Raw genomic sequence first — 19,042 nt, 5'->3', positions numbered from 1 at the left:
CCGTGCCGTGACGGACTAACGAATCGCCGATGACCGATCCGACGGCAGGATGCCGTCTGTCCCTAGAATCAGGATCGATCCCCCCCTTCATCGGCGGTGGTGCTGCGCCGGCTTCGTCGGGCCGCATCCAGGTGGTTTACCACCCGACCCAGGGACGGTCGTCATGGCCCTCCGCGTGAGCGCGAGGGCCATGTTTTTTTGTAGGCTTGCCCCATGGGCTGCCTACCGATTCCTCTCTTCGCGCTGCTGGGCTTCGGCCTTGGCTACCTTATCGACAACCGTCCAGGCTCGCTGTGGGGCGGCGGAGTCGGGCTGCTGATCGGTCTGGTCGGCACGGCGCTGGTGATACGCGCCATGCGGCGAGCCAATCGATCGCCTTAGGCCTTCTTGCCGAAGAAGACGGAAATTCCCAGGCCACCGATGAAGGAAGGACCGTGGCCGCCGATGCGATGCAGGGCATACGCATCCAGTTGCGCATGGTCGCCGATGGTGTAGGCCACACCGCCACCGGCCTGCAGTTCGTTGCCGTCCTCGGCGTCGTGAATGGCGTCGGCTTCGAGGTAGGCCATCCAGTTTTCACCGAACTTGCGGCCGAACGTCGGTGCCAGCGTCCAGCTGTTCCTGCCCTTGAGGCGGTCGACATTGGCGTAAAGCGTATTCTGGTGGTTGTCGTCCGGCTGCCACTGGCCGGTCGCGCCCAGGCTGTACTGCTTCGCGCCGTTGCCGAAATCCTCGTCGCCGTTGGCGAAGGTGACGTTGGCCAGCGCGGCCCAGCTGAAGCCGTTGCCGCTATCGGACGAGCCACCCGGTGCGATCTTCACACCGACGTTGGTGTCGCCGTGGCCGACGGCATGGCGACGCGAGCCCATGCCGCGTTCTTCCAGACGGTTCCACGCGGAGCCACCGACCTGGAATTCAGCCGGACCACCGAGGCCGATGCGGATGAGGCTATCGGCGGTGTACGTGCGATCGAGATAGCCGTCCTGACGCTGGCGTTCGTAGGTCGGCAGGCCCTGTTCGAGCGCCAGCGTGCCGGCGGGGAGGACGCTGGTGGCGAAGCCGGCGCCGGGACGGTCGAAGTCCGGCGGATCGGCGAACGCCGGACCGGCGAGAGACAGGAGTAAAGCGGCGGTGAGGACGGGGCGCAGGTTCATGCGTGCATTTTGGCGATCGGGTGTCGCGACGCCGTGCAGGCCGTCGCGACCGGGCTCCCCAGCAGCGCCGGCTCCCACCAGCGCCTCGCCCCTACCCCGACCTCAGGGTGCCTTGACGACCGGAAAGCTCTCACCGATCGTCACGACCTTCTCGCCGGCAACATCCGTCGCCGAGCGGGCGAGCCGCACGGTGTAAGCACCGGGCGCCACGCGCCAGCGCTTGCCGGCGTTGTCGTAGCGCGCCAGCGCGAGCGGCTCGAGCGGGATGTCGACGCGACGGCTCGCACCCGGCCCGAGCGCGACCTTGCTCCACCCGGCCAGACGGCGCGTGGCCGCATCGGGCGCGGTGACGTAGATCTGCGGCACATCGGCGGCGGCGACCTTGCCGGTGTTCTTCACCGTGACATGCGCCACCGGGTTGCCCTTCGCGTCCTTATCGACCGCGAAGTCGCTGTAGGCGAAGCTCGAGTAGGTCAGGCCGTAGCCGAAAGCGAACAGCGGCTCGCGCTTCGTCTTCTCGAACCAGCGGTAGCCGACATCGGCCCCTTCGATGTTGTAGTCGATGCTGTCCGCCGGCGCGTCCTTGTTACCCAGGCCAGCCGCCTGAATCACCGGGCGCGGCAGCTGCGATTCGTCCTTCGGCCAGCTGACCGGCAGACGACCCGAGGGCGAGACCTCGCCGTACAGCAGGCGCGCGATCGCGTCGCCGCCGCCCGAGCCCGGGTACCAGGCCTGCAGCACACCGCCGACGCTGTCGAGCCACGGCATCTTCACCGCGCCATTGGTTTCCAGCACGACGACGGTCTTCGGATTGGCTTTCGCCACGGCGGCGACCAGGGCGTTATCGGCCGCGGAAAGCCCCATGTCTGGCGCGTCATACGATTCGGCAGCCCACTTGCTGACGAAGACCACCGCCACGTCGGCGGAAGCTGCGGCCTTCGCGGCGGCCGCGGCATCGGTGCCGGCGTCGAAGCTGACCTTCTCGCCCAGCTGCTTCATGAAAGTCAGCGGCGCGGAGGCGTGATAGCGCACGGGACCCGGCCAGCCCGTGGGCTCCAGGCCCGGCACCGGATCGCCGCCTTCATCGGTGACGGTCGACGAACCACCGCCCGCGAGCACGCCCTTGTCGGCGTGGGCACCGATCACCACGACCGACTGGCCCTTGCGCGACAGCGGCAGCAGGCCACCCTCGTTGCGCAGCAGGACCGCGCCGGCTTCCAGACCGTCACGAGCGATGCGACGGTCGGCCACGTAGGGGACCGGCTTCGTCGCCCTGGTGGGGATCGGGTCGTCGATGACGCCGTGGGCGAACAGGCTGCGCATGATCCGCTTCGCCATGTCGTCCAGCCGCGCCTTCGGCACCTCGCCCGAGGCGACGGCCTTCCGCAGCGGCTGATCGAAGAACACTTCCTTGTCGAACACCTCGCCCGCCGATTCCTGATCCAGACCGGCCAGCGCGGCCTTGGCGCCGCTGTGAACGCCGCCCCAGTCGGACATGACGAAGCCCTTGAAGCCCCATTCCTGCTTCAGCACCTGGTTGAGCAGCCAGTCGTGCTCGCCCGCGAAGGTGCCATTGATGCGGTTGTACGAAGACATCACCGAGGCGGGATCGCCGTGGGCGATGGCGATCTGGAAGGCCAGCAGATCGGACTCGCGCAGGGCGACCGGGTCGATCTCGGCGCTGTGCGTGTTGCGGCCGGTCTCGAGGTCGTTGATGGCGAAGTGCTTCACCGTCGCGACGATCTTCGCCTCCTGCACACCCTTCACGGTCGCACCGACGATGGTGCCGGCGAGCACCGGGTCTTCACCGGCGTATTCGAAGTTACGGCCGTTGCGCGGGTCGCGCACGAGGTTCACGCCGCCGGAGAGAAGCACGCCGTAGCCCTTGCCGCGCGCTTCGCCACCGATCATCCGGCCGCCGGCATGGGCGATGGCCGTATCGAAACTGGCCGCGGTGGCAAGGCCGGCCGGCAGCGAGATCGCGCCCTTACCGTCGATGCCGGGCTTGTTCACGCCGAGGCCGGCATCCGTTTCGTTGATGGCGGGCAGACCGAGGCGGGGCAGGGCCGGGACGTAGCCGGCACCGCCGACCGCACCCTCGGGCACGCCATGCTTGTCGCTGGCCAGGCCGAAGTCCGAACGGATGATGCGGAATTTCTCATCGTCAGTCATGGCCGAGACCAGCAGCTCGGCACGGCGGTCCGGCGACAGCGAGCGGTCCATCCAGGGCCGTCCGGGCGGCGTGGCGGCGCTGACAGAGGCGGAGAGGCCCGCGGCGACGGCGAAGGCGAGGGCGGAGCGGCGCGCGATATCGGACATGGTTTTCCATTCGATCCGGGGGGAAACGAGCAACCATCGCCAAGTAACGTTTTCATCGCAACCGGCGAGACGGGTGAGGGTTAGTCTAGAGGCTTGTCCGGCAAGCCGTCGGCCCCCACTTAAGTGGTTCAATGAATTCACAAAAGTCGACGCCGCTCGCCGCTTTTCATCCGGCCGTCGCGGCCTGGTTCGCGAACACGTTTCCGGCGCCCACGGAGGCGCAGGTCGCCGCGTGGCCGGCGATCCGCTCGGGGCGCCCGACGCTGGTCGCCGCGCCCACGGGTTCGGGCAAGACACTGACCGCCTTCCTTTCCGCCATCGACGCGCTGGTGCGCGAAGGCGTGCGTGACGGCGGTCTGCGCGACCGCACCACCATCCTGTACGTCTCGCCGCTCAAGGCCCTGTCGAACGACATCCGGATCAACCTCGAGGCGCCCCTGGCGGGCATTCGCGAGCAGTTGCGCCAGCAAGGCCTGCCCGACCTCGAGATCCGCACCGCGGTACGCACCGGCGACACCCCGTCGTCGGACCGCGAGCGCATGAAGCGCCGGCCGCCGCACATCCTGGTGACCACGCCGGAATCGCTCTACGTACTGCTGGGCTCCGACTCGGGCCGGACGATGCTGCGCGACGTGCGCGAGGTCATCGTGGACGAGATCCACGCGGTGGCCGCGAGCAAGCGCGGCAGTCATATGGCGGTATCGCTGGAGCGGCTGGAAGCGCTCGCGCAGCGTCGCATTACGCGTATCGGCCTGTCCGCTACGCAGAAGCCGATCGAGAAGGTCGCCGCCTTTCTGACCGGGGGCGCGCACGACGACTGCGCCATCATCGACATCGGGCATGCGCGCAAGCGCGACCTCGCCCTCGAAGTACCGCCCGTACCGCTCGAAGCGGTGATGTCCAACGACATGTGGGAGCTGGTCTACAACCGGCTGGCCAACCTGATCGAGCAGCACCGCACCACCCTGATTTTCGTCAATACGCGGCGCATGGCCGAACGTCTCTCGCGCCATCTCTCCGAGCGGCTGGGCCGCGACGCGGTGACGGCGCACCATGGCAGCCTGTCGCGCGATCAGCGTCTCGACGCCGAGCAACGCCTGAAGAAAGGTGAGTTGCGCGCCCTGGTGGCGACCGCGTCGCTCGAGCTGGGTATCGATATCGGCGACATCGATCTGGTCTGCCAGATCGCGTCGCCGCGCTCGATCGCGGCGTTTCTGCAACGCGCGGGCCGGGCCAGCCATAACGTCGGTGGCACCCCGAAAGCCCGGCTGTTCCCCACGTCGCGTGACGACCTGATCGAGTGCACGGCGTTGCTGGATTGCGTACGCCGCGGCGAGCTCGACGCGCTGATCATGCCGCACGAGCCACTCGACGTCCTGGCCCAGCAGATCGTCGCCGAAGTGTCGTGCCAGGAATGGGACGAGGACGCCTTGTACGATCTCATCCGTCGCGCGTATCCCTTCCGCGAACTGAGCCGGGCCACCTTCGACGAGACCGTGCGCATGCTGGCCGAAGGCTTCACCACGCGCGTGGGCCCGCGGGGGTCGTACATTCATCGCGACGCGGTCAACAAACGCCTGCGTGAGCGTCGTGGTGCCCGGCTGACCGCCGTGACCTCTGGCGGTACGATCCCCGAGACGGGCGATTACAACGTCATGCTGGAACCGCAAGCGACCGTGGTCGGCACCGTCAACGAAGACTTCGCCGTGGAGAGCCTCGCGGGCGACGTCTTCCAGCTGGGCAACCGTTCCTACCGGATCATCCGCGTGGAGATGGGCCGCCTGCGCGTCGAGGATGCGCAAGGGCAGCCGCCGAACATTCCGTTCTGGCTGGGCGAGGCGCCGGGACGTACCGATGAGCTGTCCATCGGTGTGTCGCGCCTGCGGACCGACATCTCGGCGAAGTTCGACGAAGGCGGTCGCGAGGGCGCGCTCGACTGGCTGATGTCCGACCTCGGCCTGTCGAAAGCGGCCGCGGAACAGATCGTGGACTACCTGTTCCGTGCACGCGCGGCGCTGGGTGCGTTGCCTACGCGCGACACGCTGGTCATGGAGCGTTTCTTCGACGAATCCGGCGGCACGCAGCTGATCATTCACACGCCTTACGGCAGCCGGATCAACCGGGCGTGGGGCCTCGCCCTGCGCAAACGTTTCTGCCGCAAGTTCAACTTCGAACTGCAGGCGGCCGCCACCGAAGACGCCATCGTGCTTTCGTTGTCGACCAGCCACAGCTTCCCGCTCGATGAAGTCGCGCGTTACCTGCACTCGAATTCGGCGGAGCACGTGCTGATCCAGGCCTTGCTCGATGCGCCGCTGTTCGGTGTGCGCTGGCGCTGGAACGCGACCACCGCGCTGGCGTTGCCACGCTTCACCGGCGGCAGGAAAGTCGCACCGCAATTGCAGCGGATGAAAAGCGAAGATCTGCTGGCCACGGTGTTCCCCGATCAGGTCGCCTGCGCGGAAAATCTGGTCGGCGAGCGGGAAGTGCCCGACCATCCGCTGGTGAAGCAGACGCTGGAAGACTGCCTGCATGAAGCGATGGACAGCGAAGGATGGCTGACGATACTTCGCGGCCTCGAATCGGGAGCGATCAGGATGGTGGCGCGCGACCTCGCCACACCGTCGCCTCTGGCTGCCGAGGTGCTCAGCGCCGCCCCCTACGCCTTCCTCGACGACGCGCCGCTGGAGGAGCGTCGTACGCAGGCCGTGCAGTCGCGGCGCTGGAACGATGCCGAGACCGCCGACGATCTCGGCCGGCTCGACGCGGACGCCATCGCGTCGGTGCGCGAGGAAGCATGGCCGGAGGCGCGCAGTGCCGATGAGATGCATGAGGCGCTGGTGCAGCTCGGCGCGGTGACCGCGGCGGAAGTGTCGCAAAACCCCAGCTGGGCGAAGCTGCTCGCCGCACTGGCGAAAGATGCGCGCGCAACGGCCTTGTCGACCGGCACCACGACACTTTGGGTCGCGGCGGAGCGCCTGCCCGCGTGGCGCGCCGTCCACCCGGACGCCGGACTGGCGCCCGCTATCTCTGCGCCGGCCGAATTCGAGTCGCCGCTGTGGACGCCCGAATCGGCGCTGATCGATCTGGTACGCGGACGCCTGGGCGGGCTCGGCCCGGTCCCGGCGGGTGTGCTTGCTTCGTCGCTCGGGGTTTCCATAAGCGACGTGGATCTCGCGCTGACCTCGCTGGAAACCGAGGGATACGTCATGCGCGGGCCGTTCTCGCCCGGCGTGACGGACACCGAGTGGTGCGAGCGTCATCTGCTCGCACGCATCCATCGGTACACCATCGGGCGCCTGCGGCGCGAAATCGAACCGGTCGCACCGCGCGACTACCTGCGCTTCCTGCTCGACTGGCAGCACCTGACCCGGGCCACTCAGGTCGCCGGTCCGGACGCGCTGGCGGGCGTCATCGGCCAGCTCGAAGGGTTCGAGGCGGCCGCTGGCGCGTGGGAATCCGAACTGCTGCCCGCGCGCGTCGGTGATTACGGTATCGGCTGGCTGGACGACCTCTGCCGTGCGGGCCGGGTCGTATGGAGCCGTCTCCGTCTGAGCACGGGCAGTGGCGGCCCCGTGCGCGCGACACCCATCGTGCTGCTGCCGCGTCGCCAGCTGTCGGTGTGGTCCGCCGCCGCACCACCGCCCGATGTCGAGACCGTGCTGTCTTCACGTGCGGAGGCGGTAGCCGATGCGTTACGCGATGAGGGCGCGTTGTTCTTCGACGAGATCGCGACGACGACTCGTCTCCTGCGTACCGAACTGGAGGATGCACTGGGCGAACTGGTCGCGGCGGGCCGCGTCACGGCGGACAGCTTCGCCGGCTTACGTGCGTTGCTGCTGCCCGCGGCGAAGCGTAACGGGAGCCGTCACCGCCGCACCCGGCGGCACATGCTCAGCGGCATCGAAGACGCGGGCCGCTGGTCGCTCGCGCGCCGGCCCAGCGAACAACGCAACGATGCGGATGGCCTGGAGCACATCGCACGCACGCTGCTGCGTCGCTACGGTGTGGTCAGCTGGAAGATTCTCGAGCGCGAGGCCGCGTGGCTGCCGTCATGGCGCGAACTGCGTCGTGTATATCACCGGCTGGAAGCGCGCGGGGAGATTCGCGGCGGGCGCTTCGTCGACGGTCTGGTCGGCGAGCAGTTCGCCTTGCCGGAGGCGTTGCCCGCGTTGCGGCAGATCCGTCATCGCGAGCACGACGGCGAGATCGTCTGCATCGCGGGGACGGACCCGGCGAATCTGGTCGGCAACGTCGTGGCTTCGGTGAAAGTGCCTTCGGTCATCGGCAACCGCATCGCCATCCGTGACGGGATTCCGCTGGCGGCGATGGTGGCGGGGAAGTTCGTCACGCTCACGCCGCTCGAGGGTGATGACGAGCGGGAAGCGCGCGGCGCGTTGCAGCGCCACGCGACCTTCCCGACCGCGTTGTCGTTTTAATCAGCGCAGCTGGATATCGCCGATCACCCAGAGCTTCGGGCCGGGCTTGCCCGTGACCACGAAGCAGAGATCATGCGTACCCTCGCGCTTGGGCAGGATGCCCTGCAAGGTGGCGCGGCCGTCCTTCGCGGGCGCCAGCGGGATGGTGCTCAGCTTCGGGCCGTCGCAGGTGTCCTGATGTACTTCGATCTCACCAGCCGCCGAGCGCGCCTTGCGTGACACGATGCCCGCCGTGTCCTTCCACAGGGCGTAGTTGTACGGCAGGCGGTCGACCGTGACATCGACGCCATAGCGACCATCGAGCCTGACCCCCTTCCACACCCAGCACGTATTCATGATGTCCACCTTGTAGACCGGGCGGACGCCATCGACGGCGTTGGCGGCCTCGAGGCGCAGCACGAGCTTGTCGCCGCAGGTGTCGAGCTCATCGCTGGAGCGGTGCAGCAGCGACTTCGCATCGATCGCGCGATCGCGCGGGCCGGCAAGACCGAAGCCACCCGCGAAGGCATTCGCACGCACCGTCGTCGGCAACGCGACGTCGAAGGGCGCGCTGTACGCGGTGGACTGCGCGGTCGGTGCCGAACCGTCGGTGGTGTAGCGGATCGTGCCGTAGCCGCTCTGGGTCGAGAGCGTGACGCGCGCCTTGTCGTCCGCGGCGGCCTCCGTGGCGATCGCTACCGCATAGACGCTGTCCGCCGGGACGATACCCGCCGCGCGATAGCGCGACATCTGCGCCGGCAGCCTTGCGATGAAGCTGTTCCAGTCGGCCTTCGGCGACCAGGTGCGCTCGGCGACCGCGGCGATACGCGGGAAGATGGCGTGCTGAATGCGGTACCAGTTAGGCTGGTACTCGGTGAAGAGCGTGACCTGCTCACCAAGCACGTGGTCGGCCTTGTCGGGCGCGATATCCGACGGCACCGGTTCGAAATCGTAGAGGGTCTTCAGCGTCTGGCCGGACGGGCGGCCCGGCGGCTCGTCCGGCAGCGTGGACTGCAGCTGGTCGAGGTACAGCGTCGGCGACGGCGCCATGACCACATCGTGGCCGGCATTCGCCGCCTTGATCGCACCCCTGGTCCCGCGCCACGACATGACGGTGGCGGTGGCCGGCACCTTGCCGTCGAGGATCTCGTCCCAGCCGATCAGGCGGCGACCGTGCTTGTCCAGGTAGTCGCCGATGCGGGCGACGAACCAGCCCTGCATCTTCTCTTCATCCGTGATGCCCAGCGACTTCATCTTCGCCTGCACCGCCTTCGAATGTTCCCACTCGTCCTTGGCCGCCTCATCGCCACCGACGTGGATATACGTCGACGGGAAGATCGCCATGACCTCGTCGAGCACGTCCTGCATGACCACAAAGGTGGCGTCGTCGGTATTGAACAAGGCCGTGTTGACGCCCCAGTCGCCGGAGACCGCCAGTTTCTTGCCGTTGCCGAGCTTCGGATAGGACGCGACCGCCGCCTGCGCATGACCGGGCATTTCGATTTCCGGCACCACGGTGATGTGGCGCTCGGCGGCATAGGCGACGATCTGCTTCGCCTCGTCCTGCGTGTAGAAGCCGCAGTACGGCTTGTCTTCGCCACCGGTGAGGGCGACGTCCGGCCCGATCGCCTTGCGGCAGGCACCGGTTTCGGTGAGCTTCGGGTACTTGTCGATCTGCAGTCGCCAGCCCTGGTCGTCGGTGAGGTGCCAGTGGAATGTGTTGAGCTTGTGCATGGCCATCTGGTCGAGCAGGTGCTCGATCTCGCTCACCGACTGGAAATGTCGGCTGGAGTCGAGCATCAGGCCGCGCCATTCGAAGCGGGGGGCATCGACGATATGCACGCCGGGCACACCGCCCTGGGCCGCCGGATCGGTCAGCAGCTGCCAGTAGGTCACCGCGCCGTAGAAGAGGCCCGTTTCATCGTTGGCGGCGATGCGAACGCCCTTGCCGTCGACGTCGAGCGTATAGGCCTCGCGGCCCTTGATCGCCGCACTGGTGGCCAGGCTGATGCCGCCCGACTTCGGCTTGCCCTCGACGATGGCGAGAGTGATGCCGCGCGCCTGACGAACCCAGCTCTGCAGCTGAGCGGCGACGTGCTTCGCCGCGGTATCGCCGGGCGTCACCGTGATGGTCGCCGTGGCGTCGAGCCTGAAGCGGCCCGGCGTGCGCTGAAGCTGCGCAGGCTGCGGAATGAGGGAAAGCGGCATGTTATCGACGGGACCCGTCTCGCGTTTCGGCTGCTGATCGGCACAAGCGGTGAGGCCGACGGCCAGGGCGAGCAGGAGGGTACGGCGCATCGATGACTCCGGAGGTCTGACGTTCGGGCCACGATTGTGGCGAACCATCGTGACGGTGGGAAGCAAAAAAAAGCGGGCCCGATAAGGAGGATCGGGCCCGTGGGGAATGGAGCTTCAGAGGGGTTGGCGGCCATCCATGGCCGCCCGGACGTACCGCGTATCAGAGGTCGAAGTGCACCGAGGCCATGTAGCGGCGGCCGGTGGTGTACTTGGCGACCGGCATCGAGGTGACGGTCAGGTACTGCTTGTACTTCTCGTTGGTCAGATTCATGCCTGCGAGCGTGAACGAGACCGCCTTGTTGAGTTTCCAGCCGAGCGTGGCACCCAGGTCGCCATAGTCGGCCGTGGTGGCCGGCGGCGCACCGGCGATGTAACCGCCGGCCAGATACTTGCTGCGCCAGTTGTACGTGACGCGGGCACTGAAGGGACCGTTCTCGTAGTACGGGCTGATCGAGTAGGCGTTCTGCGAGTTGTACGGCAGGGCGCCGCCGGAATCGAGCGTACCCTTGGCGTAGGTATAGCTCGCCGTCGTGCCGAAGCCGGTATCCCAGAACGCCTGCTGATAGCTGATGCTGCCGCCGCGAACCTTGCCCGAGCCGGTATTGCGCGGACGGCTGATCGAGTACGTGCAGAAGCCGTCGGCGGTGCACAGACCCTGCGCGACCTGACGTGCGAACGTCGTCGGATCGTTGACCAGGCCGGAGTTGAACTGCGTCTCGTTGGCCGAGTCGACGACCGTGTAGTTGTCGATCTGCTTCAGGAAGCCGGTGACGGCCAGGTAGGACTGCGGTGCGAAATACCATTCGGCGGAGACCGAGTAGTTCTTCGACTTATAGTCCTTCAGGTCCGGGTTGCCACCCGAGCCGGTCAGCACCGAATCGTTGAGGAACAGGTTGTTCACCTGCATGTTGTACGGCGGACGCGCGATCACCTTGGCGGCTGCGGCACGCAGCACGACTTCATCGGTCAGGTCGTACGCGACGTTGAGGCTGGGCAGCCAGTTTTTCGACGTGCGCGACGAGGTCTGCCACGAACCGGCCGGTGCCGGGAGCACCGGGGCGCCGCTGTAGTTGAAGCCCGAGCCGTCGGTCTTGGTGTCGACGTAGCGGATACCGAAGTTGCCGTGGAAACCGCCGCCCGCGAAATTCGCCTGGGCGTAAGCGGCATTGGTCTTTTCGACCAGGTTATACGTGCCGTTGAGGTACGTACCCGGGTCTTCGTTGCCACCGTTGGTGTTACGCACCCACGCGTACTGTGCTGCCTTGTCCGGCATCACGTGGCTCGCGGAACCGTCGAGGCCATCGAGAGCGTCCAGCGTGTGCGTGAAACCGCCGAAGCCGAGCGCGGCGAGGTTGGTCGGTGCGTTGCCACCATAGACATGCGCCTGCATGCCTTCTTCATGACGATTCCAGCGGTAGCCGACGGCCACTTCGTTGATGAAGGAATCGAAATACTTCGAGAAATCGAGCTGACCGTACGTATCGCGTGACGATGCGGAATAGTTGCCGTAGTTGCCCGGCCAGCCGCCGAGGCCGTCGACGTCACCCATGTGCCAGTTGGCCGGATCGCGGGCGGCGGCGGGGCTGTCGAAATTGAAGCCCTTGTTGATGTCCCAGGTGTAACCGCCGGCGTACACCGGCTCCATCACCGCCTGAGAAATGCTGTTGTTTTCGGCCTTGCTGTAACCGGCGGCGCCGGAAACCTTCCAGCTGTCGCCACGGTACTCGGACTTCAGGTCGAAAGCCGAGGTGCGCACGACCGACTTGCGGATGTTGCTGTCGAACGTGTCCTGCGCGATGGCCGGGCAGTTCGGCGAGTCGTTGCCGCAGACATGGCCGCCCGTGACGACGCCGTTCGGACCCTGGTTGAAGCTGGTCACGTTACCCGGCGTGGCGCCCGTGAACGGATACAGCGACTGGTTCCAGTTGTCGAAGTTCTCGCGGACGAACAGGCTGTTGATGTCGATGTCCCAGTTGTTCGTGGGACGAATCTGGAAACCGAGCGTCGCGGTGTCGCGCTTGCGCTTCTGCTGGAACCACGCCGAGTTGATCTCGTCGGGCACCTTGGCATTCGGATCGAGCGTGCCGTTGGCGATGCCGGCGGCGACGGCCGGGCTGGCGGCCCACTTGGATACCGGGCTGTAACTGAAGATCTCGAAGCCCTGGCGGTCGATCTTCTCTTCGTAATGCTGGATGGAACTGATGATGCCGAAGGTCTTGCTGTCGTTATGCCAGCTGTACAGCGCCGAGCCGTTCGGGCGCGAGCCCGCCGTGCCCTGGTCGTTGTAGTTCAGACCGAACGAACCGCGAACGGTGTTGGCCGGCAGGTCGAGCGGCTGCAGTGTGTGCAGGAGCACGGTACCGCCAAGGCTGCCTTCGGTCAGGCGTGCTTCGGGCGACTTGTAGACTTCCAGGCGACCGACGATTTCCGGCGCGAGCATGGTGAAATCGAAGCCACGGTTCGGCTGCGCGCCGTACTGCCACGGCGTCTGCGACACGGGCTGGCCGTTCAGGAACGTCAGGTTGAGACTGGGATCGGTGCCGTCGATCGACACGCGGTCGCCCTGGCCGAACTGACGGTCGATGGTGACGCCCGGGATCTGCGTCATCGCTTCGGCGACGTTGGTGTTGGGGAACTTGCCTATGTCTTCGGCCGTTACGGCCTCGACGATCGCGTCGGCATTGCGCTTGGTGTCCAGCGACTTCTCGAGACTGGCCCGGATGCCGGTAACGGTGACGCCCTCGAGCTGCGCGGCCTTGGCGGCGTCAGCTTTTTCCTGGGCGGTCTGCGTCTTCGCAGGTGCTGTCGACGCGTCCTGCGCGGCGGCCATACCCGTGAAACAACACAATCCGGCGATGATGCTCGCCGCGAGCAGGTTTCTACGATGCGACATGGTGTCCTCCCCTCAGAGGAAAAGCTTTCGTTGCTATCGAAGGGTCTTGCGACCCGGTGGCTTACTGAGCCTGCGTTCCTTTCCCGCTCTTCACTGAGCGGTCGAACCGTGCAGGTAGAGACCGGCGGCACCGATCACTCCCAACTGTCCGTGGTCCATCAGACGTACCGGCACTTGCTGGAGAAAGGCGCGCATGACGCCCTTGTTGAAGAACCTGTTGGCAAAGCTGCTGGCGAGCAGGTGATCGCGGACCTGGGGCAGGATGCCGCCAGCCAGGAACACACCGCCGCGTGCGCCGTAGAGCATCGCGAGATCGCCGACGAAACTGCCGAGCACGCCGCAGAACACATCCAGCGCTTCCACGGCGGCGGGGTCGCCTCCGCTGAGTGCGGCGCTGGTGACGGCGGCCGGTTCGGTCAGGGTCGCGGGCGTCCCGCGCAGCGTCGAAATGGCTTTGTAGAGGTTGACGAGGCCCGGGCCCGAGAGGGCGGTCTCGTACGACACGTAATCGCGGCCGCGGGCGAGTTCGCCGAGGATGGCGACCTCGCGCTCGTTGCCCGGCGCGAAGGAAATCTGACCGGCCTCGGTCGGCAGCACGGTGGCGTGCGGCGAGCCCGGCAGGAGCACCGCCGAACCCAGGCCCGTACCCGGACCCATCACCAGGATCGGACCGACGGCCGGCTCGGCGCTGGTCTCGATGATGGCGGTGGTTTCGTGGCTGCGCAGGAACTGGCAGGCGTAGGCCACCGCTTCGAAATCGTTGACCACGGCCAGGCCGTGCAGTCCGAGGGTTTCACGGATGTCACCGATGGAGACCGGCCAGGGCAGGTTCTCGTTGACGATGGCGTCGCCCAGTACGTAACCGGCGCTGGCCACGGCGCAGTGTTCGATCGCTTCATGGCCGTCGAGACGGCCGATGAAATCGCCGAGCACGGCGGTCAGGCTGGGCCAGTCGGCGCAGGCATAGCGCTCGTAGCGCAGGACATCGATGGCATTCGAACCGGACGAGCGACGGACCAGGCCGATACGGGCATGCGTTCCGCCCACGTCGGCGGCGATGAACGCCCCGGACCGCGACGCACGCAGAAGATCCCGCTGTTTGGCCGATTCGCCCACGCCCTGCCCCTTGATGCCCCTGATTCGTTTTCAGTCTGTGATTGAAATGACAACGTTGTCAACAGGACAAATGGCTAGGACATTGCGCAATCGATCACGCACTGCAGCAGGAAACGGTTTCACATGACGTCGACGGGCTCCACGACCTTGCGTCGCACGGCCTCGCGGCGGGCATAGGGTTGGCGCGCAAGAGGTTTGACGCGCCGCGACATCGAAAGTCAGAAATGGGGCCGGTCGTTTTCGTCGCGCGATTCTTCCGATTGACAACGTTGCGCACACGAGTCAATAAAGGGACAAATTAGGGGCATACCACGTGAGGGGAACATCCATGTCATCCACTGCAGGTGCTGTCGAAGAGACACGCCATTCCAGCCTGGTACCGATGATCATCATCGGCGTCCTGTTCTTCATCTTCGGCTTCGTGACCTGGCTCAACGGGCCGTTGATCACGTTCGTCAAGCTGGCCTTCAACCTGGACGACGTCAACGCCTTCCTCGTACCGATGGCCTTCTATCTCTCGTACTTTTTCCTCGCCCTGCCCTCGTCCTTCATCCTGAAGAAGACCGGCATGAAGAAGGGCATGGGCCTTGGCCTGTTCGTCATGGCCATCGGCGCCGTGATGTTCGGCCAGTTCGTCACGATGCGTATCTATCCGGGCGCACTGACCGGTCTGTTCGTGATCGGCGCCGGCCTCTCGCTGCTGCAGACCGCGTCCAATCCGTATATCTCGATCCTCGGTCCGATCGACAGCGCGGCCCAACGCATCGCGTTCATGGGCATCTGCAACAAGATCGCCGGCGCGCTCGCACCCTTCGTGTTCGGCGCCGTGGTCATGAGCAACATCGGCTCGTTCGACAAGCAGATCGCCGCCGCGGCGACACCTGGTGAAAAAGACGCGCTGCTGGCCGCGTTCGCGGCCAAGGTGCACATGCCCTACATGGTGATGGCGGCACTGCTGGTCGTGCTCGCGGTCTGGGTGGTGCGTTCGTCGCTGCCTGAAATCAAGGCGTCGCACGACAATTCCGAGCGGGCCATCGGTCACGACAAGGGCAGCGTTTTCAGCTTCCCGCATCTGTGGCTGGGCGTGCTCTGCCTGTTCGTGTATGTGGGTGTGGAAGTGATGGCCGGCGATGCCATCGGCACGTACGGTCAGGGCTTCGGCATGACGCCCGAGGACACCAAGCACTTCACCTCGTATACGCTGTTCGCGATGCTGCTCGGCTACGTCGCGGGCCTGCTGCTGATTCCGAAATTCGTGTCGCAGCAGCGCTATCTTGCGATTTCGGCGATTCTCGGTGTGCTGTTCTCGATCGGCACGTACGTGACCACCGGTTACACCTCGGTCGCCTTCGTCGCCGCGCTGGGTTTCGCCAACGCGATGATGTGGCCGGCGATCTTCCCGCTGGCGATCAAGGGGCTCGGCCGCCTGACCGAATTCGGCTCGGCCTTCCTGATCATGGGCATCGCCGGTGGTGCGCTCATTCCGCAGATTTTCGCGCACCTCAAGCAGATCTATGACTTCCAGGCCGTGTTCCTCTGCGTCATGGTCCCCTGCTACCTGTACATCCTCTACTACGGCGCGGCCGGCCACCGGGTCGGCCAGCACGGCGGCAGATAAGCCGGTATCTTCGCTCCGCGGCGGCCATCCAGTAGGATGGCCGTCCTGCTATCGAGGGTCGTAGATTGCGAAGCCCTACCATCAAGGACGTGGCCGAACGGGCCGGCGTGTCACTGAAGACCGTCTCCCGTGTCATCAACCACGAGCCGTCCGTCCACGCCCGCACCCGGGAAAAGGTGCAGCGCGCTATCGATGCGCTGGATTACCAGCCCGACCAGGCCGCCCGCAGCCTGCGCAGCCAGCGCACGTATGCGCTGGGTCTGGTGTATGACAATCCCAATGCGCACTACGTCATCGCCATGCAGAACGGCGTGCTCTCGGTCTGCCGCGAGCGCGGCTTCGGCCTGCAGATCCATCCCTGCGATTCGTCGCTGCCCAAGCTGGCCGAGCAGCTGTGCGATCTGGTCCGGCGCAACCGGCTGGCCGGCCTCGTTCTTTGCCCGCCGATGTCCGAGCAGCCGAAGCTGCTCGCCGCGCTGACCGAGCAGAAGGTCCCGTTTGTGCGGATCATTTCCGCGCGGCAGGATCCCCAGGACGGCTGGCCGTGCGTGTTTGTCGACGATCGCGATGCCGCGTACGCCATCACCGAGCATTTGATCCAGCTCGGCCATCACCGGATCGGGTTCCTCTGGGGTGGCAAGGAACATCGGTCGAGCCCGGAGCGGTATCAGGGTTATGAGGATGCGCTGCGCGAATATGGGCTGCCGGTCGACAAGAAGCTGGTGGTCGAGGGTGACTATTCGTTCGACGACGGCTTCCGTGGCGCGCGCAAGCTGCTTGCGTTGAAGGAGCCGCCTACCGCGATCTTCGGATCCAACGACGAGATCGCAGCCGGTGTCCTTGCTGCCGCGCGTTCGGGCGGTGTCGATGTGCCGTGGGAGCTGTCGATCGCCGGTTTTGAGGACAGTCCGTTTTCGAAGCAGTCGTGGCCGGCGCTGACCACCGCGCGGCAGAACACCGAGGAAATCGGCCGGCATGCGGCGCAGCGGTTGATCGCGGAGCTCGAACACGACGATCCGGCGCATGTGCTGGCCAACGAGGGCTTCAGTCCGGATCTGGTCGTGCGTGGATCGACGGCGCCGCGGCGGCTCTGAGGCGGTTCGGGTTCGGGCTCGGGCTCGGGCTCGGGCTCGGCTTCGCCTTCGCGGCGGCATTTGCGCTGAGGGCAAGGCGCCGTCGGGTGCCATTCTCGTCGCTAGGTCCTCCTTCGGCCTTCGCCTACGTGCGGAAGCGCTCCGAGAACGACACCCGACGGCACCCTCCATGCCGTGCGGTTTATGGGCGGCAAGCGCAAAGCGGCGCCCCGACTCAGAACCGCGCTTTGCTCGCGCCGAAATGCGATGCCAAGTATGGAGGGGAGTCGTTGGCTGCTGTTCCTGGAGCGCTTCCGCACGAAGGCGAAGGCCGTAGGAGGACCTAGCGACAGGAACAGCAGCCAACGGCTCCCCCGCCACCACCCCCCATCTACAGCTATTTAACACCTTTTTTCCTATAATTCCGGCGTTGTCCGCGCCGCGTCGTGCTTCGATGCATCTTGCCGGCAACCACCGAGTCCCTTTAGCGGACCGTTCGCGCGCCGCCGTCTGGCCTGGCGCTTCCCTTTCGATGGGCGGTATGCACCGGCTGCGTATGCGTGTGCCCGCTCGCGTGACAGGATTTATCTCCATGCAGGATCGACACGGGCACGAAGCCCATTTCGGCTGGTTTACCCGCCGCCGTAAACATCTCAAGCCCGATGATCTGACCATCGTCGACGAGTCCATGCTCAGGCGTGCCGTGGGTGCCGCCGCACTCGGCAACGCGATGGAGTGGTTCGATTTCGGTGTCTATGGCTACCTTGCCGTGACGCTCGGCCATGTCTTCTTTCCAGGGAGCAGCCCGACCGCACAGGTGATCGCGACCTTCGCGACGTTTACCGTCGCTTTTCTCGTGCGGCCGATCGGTGGACTCGTCTTCGGGCCACTCGGCGATCGCTTCGGGCGCCAGAAGGTGCTGGCGGCGACGATGATCATGATGGCGGCGGGCACGTTCGCCATCGGCCTGATTCCCAGCTACGCCACGATTGGTTTGTGGGCACCGGCGCTGCTGTTGCTTGCACGACTGCTGCAGGGATTCTCGACCGGTGGTGAGTATGGCGGTGCGGCGACCTTCATCGCCGAATACTCGACCGATGCGCGACGCGGACAGATGGGCAGCTGGCTCGAGTTCGGGACATTGGGTGGCTATATCGCCGGTGCCGGTGTGGTGACCGCGCTGACGACGCTGCTCACCACCGGGCAGATGCTCGACTGGGGTTGGCGCGTGCCGTTCCTGGTGGCGGGTCCGCTGGGCCTGCTCGGGCTTTACATGCGCATGAAGCTCGAAGAGACCCCCGCGTTCAAGGCGCATGCCGATGCGATGGAGGCGGCGGGCGACATGCCGCGCGTATCGTTGAAGGAGCTCGTCTCCGTGCACGGCCCGCAGCTGCTGAAATGCATCGGCCTCGTGCTGGTCTTCAACGTCACCGACTACATGTTGCTGACCTACATGCCGAGCTATCTCACGGTGACGATGGGATACAGCGAGGCCAAGGGCCTGTTGCTGATTCTCATCGTGATGCTGGTGATGATGCCGCTCAATGTGGTGGGCGGGTTCTTCAGCGACCGGCTTGGCCGTCGTCCGATGATCATCGGTGCGTGTACCGCGATGTTCGTGCTCGCCATCCCTTGCATGTGGCTGGTGGGCACGGGCAACGACTGGCTGATCTTCGCGGGCCTCATGGGACTCGGCATCGCGCTCGTCTGCTTCACCAGCACGATGCCCGCCACGTTGCCTGCGCTGTTCTATACGCCGGTGCGTTACAGCGCGCTGTCCATTGCGTTCAACGTTTCGGTGTCGCTGTTCGGTGGCACGACGCCGCTGGTGACCGCATGGCTCGTCGAGCGCACGGGCGATCCGATGCTGCCGGCGTATTACCTGATGGGCGCGGCGGTGATTGGCATCGTCACGATGCTCTTCGTACGCGAGACGGCGGGGCTGCCGTTGCGTGGGTCGCCGCCGGCGGTGGCGGACCATGCGGCAGCGAAGGAACTACTCGCGGGGGATGCGCCGTTGACGGTGGATGAGACGTTGCCGGTGGCGGCGGTGTCCGGGGGTCATGCGGAGCCCATTGCTCGCTGATGAGCGTCGCCAGCAGGGCTGGCTCCTACCCGGTCGCGACGGACGGGTGGGAGCTCACGCTGTTGGCGAT

The 19,042-nt window shown here is 65.9% G+C and carries 10 protein-coding genes; 5 read left to right on the top strand and 5 right to left on the bottom strand.

Annotation, left to right across the window (positions count from 1 at the left end; translation table 11 throughout):
- Positions 1–213: 213 nt before the first annotated feature.
- Entirely contained in the window at positions 214–381 is a 168-nt protein-coding gene (locus FA87_RS20900; RefSeq protein WP_197056521.1) for a hypothetical protein, read from the top strand.
- Here FA87_RS20900 and FA87_RS00095 read toward each other — a convergent pair.
- Positions 378–1,154, bottom strand: coding sequence for a transporter (locus FA87_RS00095; RefSeq protein WP_036116795.1), 777 nt, complete (start codon positions 1,152–1,154; stop codon positions 378–380). The two genes, FA87_RS20900 and FA87_RS00095, sit on opposite strands and share 4 nt — an antisense overlap.
- A gap of 102 nt (positions 1,155–1,256) precedes the next feature.
- A complete protein-coding gene (locus FA87_RS00090) occupies positions 1,257–3,473 on the bottom strand; it encodes a glycoside hydrolase family 3 protein (RefSeq protein WP_043691517.1) in 2,217 nt (738 codons plus the stop codon).
- Positions 3,474–3,604: 131 nt separating this feature from the next.
- Between FA87_RS00090 and FA87_RS00085 the strand changes: the two genes are divergently transcribed.
- Positions 3,605–7,909, top strand: a complete 4,305-nt coding sequence (locus FA87_RS00085; protein WP_043691515.1) for a DEAD/DEAH box helicase — start codon at positions 3,605–3,607, stop codon at positions 7,907–7,909.
- Here FA87_RS00085 and FA87_RS00080 read toward each other — a convergent pair whose 3' ends face one another.
- The 3 genes from FA87_RS00080 to glk all read right to left on the bottom strand — a co-directional run bounded on the left by FA87_RS00080 (position 7,910) and on the right by glk (position 14,195).
- Entirely contained in the window at positions 7,910–10,186 is a 2,277-nt protein-coding gene (locus tag FA87_RS00080) for a family 20 glycosylhydrolase (RefSeq protein ID WP_043691513.1), read from the bottom strand.
- Between the two features lie 160 nt (positions 10,187–10,346).
- Positions 10,347–13,079, bottom strand: a complete 2,733-nt coding sequence (locus FA87_RS00075; protein ID WP_036116803.1) for a TonB-dependent receptor — start codon at positions 13,077–13,079, stop codon at positions 10,347–10,349.
- 90 nt (positions 13,080–13,169) lie between these two features.
- On the bottom strand, positions 13,170–14,195 hold the full coding sequence (gene glk, locus FA87_RS00070) for a glucokinase (RefSeq protein WP_051944126.1): 1,026 nt from the start codon (positions 14,193–14,195) through the stop codon (positions 13,170–13,172).
- 328 nt (positions 14,196–14,523) lie between these two features.
- Between glk and FA87_RS00065 the strand changes: the two genes are divergently transcribed.
- The 3 genes from FA87_RS00065 (at position 14,524) to proP (ending at position 18,972) form a co-directional block, all read left to right on the top strand.
- Positions 14,524–15,813, top strand: a complete 1,290-nt coding sequence (locus FA87_RS00065) for a sugar MFS transporter (RefSeq protein WP_043691509.1) — start codon at positions 14,524–14,526, stop codon at positions 15,811–15,813.
- Between the two features lie 65 nt (positions 15,814–15,878).
- Positions 15,879–16,907 carry a LacI family DNA-binding transcriptional regulator gene (locus FA87_RS00060; RefSeq protein ID WP_043691507.1) on the top strand — a complete coding sequence of 343 codons (1,029 nt, stop codon included), beginning with the start codon at positions 15,879–15,881 and terminating at the stop codon, positions 16,905–16,907.
- 571 nt (positions 16,908–17,478) lie between these two features.
- Positions 17,479–18,972 carry a glycine betaine/L-proline transporter ProP gene (proP, locus tag FA87_RS00055; RefSeq protein ID WP_043691505.1) on the top strand — a complete coding sequence of 498 codons (1,494 nt, stop codon included), beginning with the start codon at positions 17,479–17,481 and terminating at the stop codon, positions 18,970–18,972.
- Positions 18,973–19,042 lie beyond the last annotated feature (70 nt).

The organism is Luteibacter sp. 9133 (assembly GCF_000800155.1).
In the GTDB taxonomy this organism is placed as follows: domain Bacteria; phylum Pseudomonadota; class Gammaproteobacteria; order Xanthomonadales; family Rhodanobacteraceae; genus Luteibacter; species Luteibacter mycovicinus.
The sequence above is the reverse complement of the archived record's forward strand: the minus strand, read 5'-3'. Positions and strand labels throughout refer to the sequence as shown.

Excerpts from the sequence above, each read along its gene's own strand:
- FA87_RS20900 (WP_197056521.1), top strand. The coding sequence starts at position 214 with ATGGGCTGCCTACCGATTCCTCTCTTCGCGCTGCTGGGCTTCGGCCTT.
- FA87_RS00095 (WP_036116795.1), bottom strand. The coding sequence starts at position 1,154 with ATGAACCTGCGCCCCGTCCTCACCGCCGCTTTACTCCTGTCTCTCGCC.
- FA87_RS00090 (WP_043691517.1), bottom strand. The coding sequence starts at position 3,473 with ATGTCCGATATCGCGCGCCGCTCCGCCCTCGCCTTCGCCGTCGCCGCG.
- FA87_RS00085 (WP_043691515.1), top strand. The coding sequence starts at position 3,605 with ATGAATTCACAAAAGTCGACGCCGCTCGCCGCTTTTCATCCGGCCGTC.
- FA87_RS00080 (WP_043691513.1), bottom strand. The coding sequence starts at position 10,186 with ATGCGCCGTACCCTCCTGCTCGCCCTGGCCGTCGGCCTCACCGCTTGT.
- FA87_RS00075 (WP_036116803.1), bottom strand. The coding sequence starts at position 13,079 with ATGTCGCATCGTAGAAACCTGCTCGCGGCGAGCATCATCGCCGGATTG.
- FA87_RS00065 (WP_043691509.1), top strand. The coding sequence starts at position 14,524 with ATGTCATCCACTGCAGGTGCTGTCGAAGAGACACGCCATTCCAGCCTG.
- proP (WP_043691505.1), top strand. The coding sequence starts at position 17,479 with ATGCAGGATCGACACGGGCACGAAGCCCATTTCGGCTGGTTTACCCGC.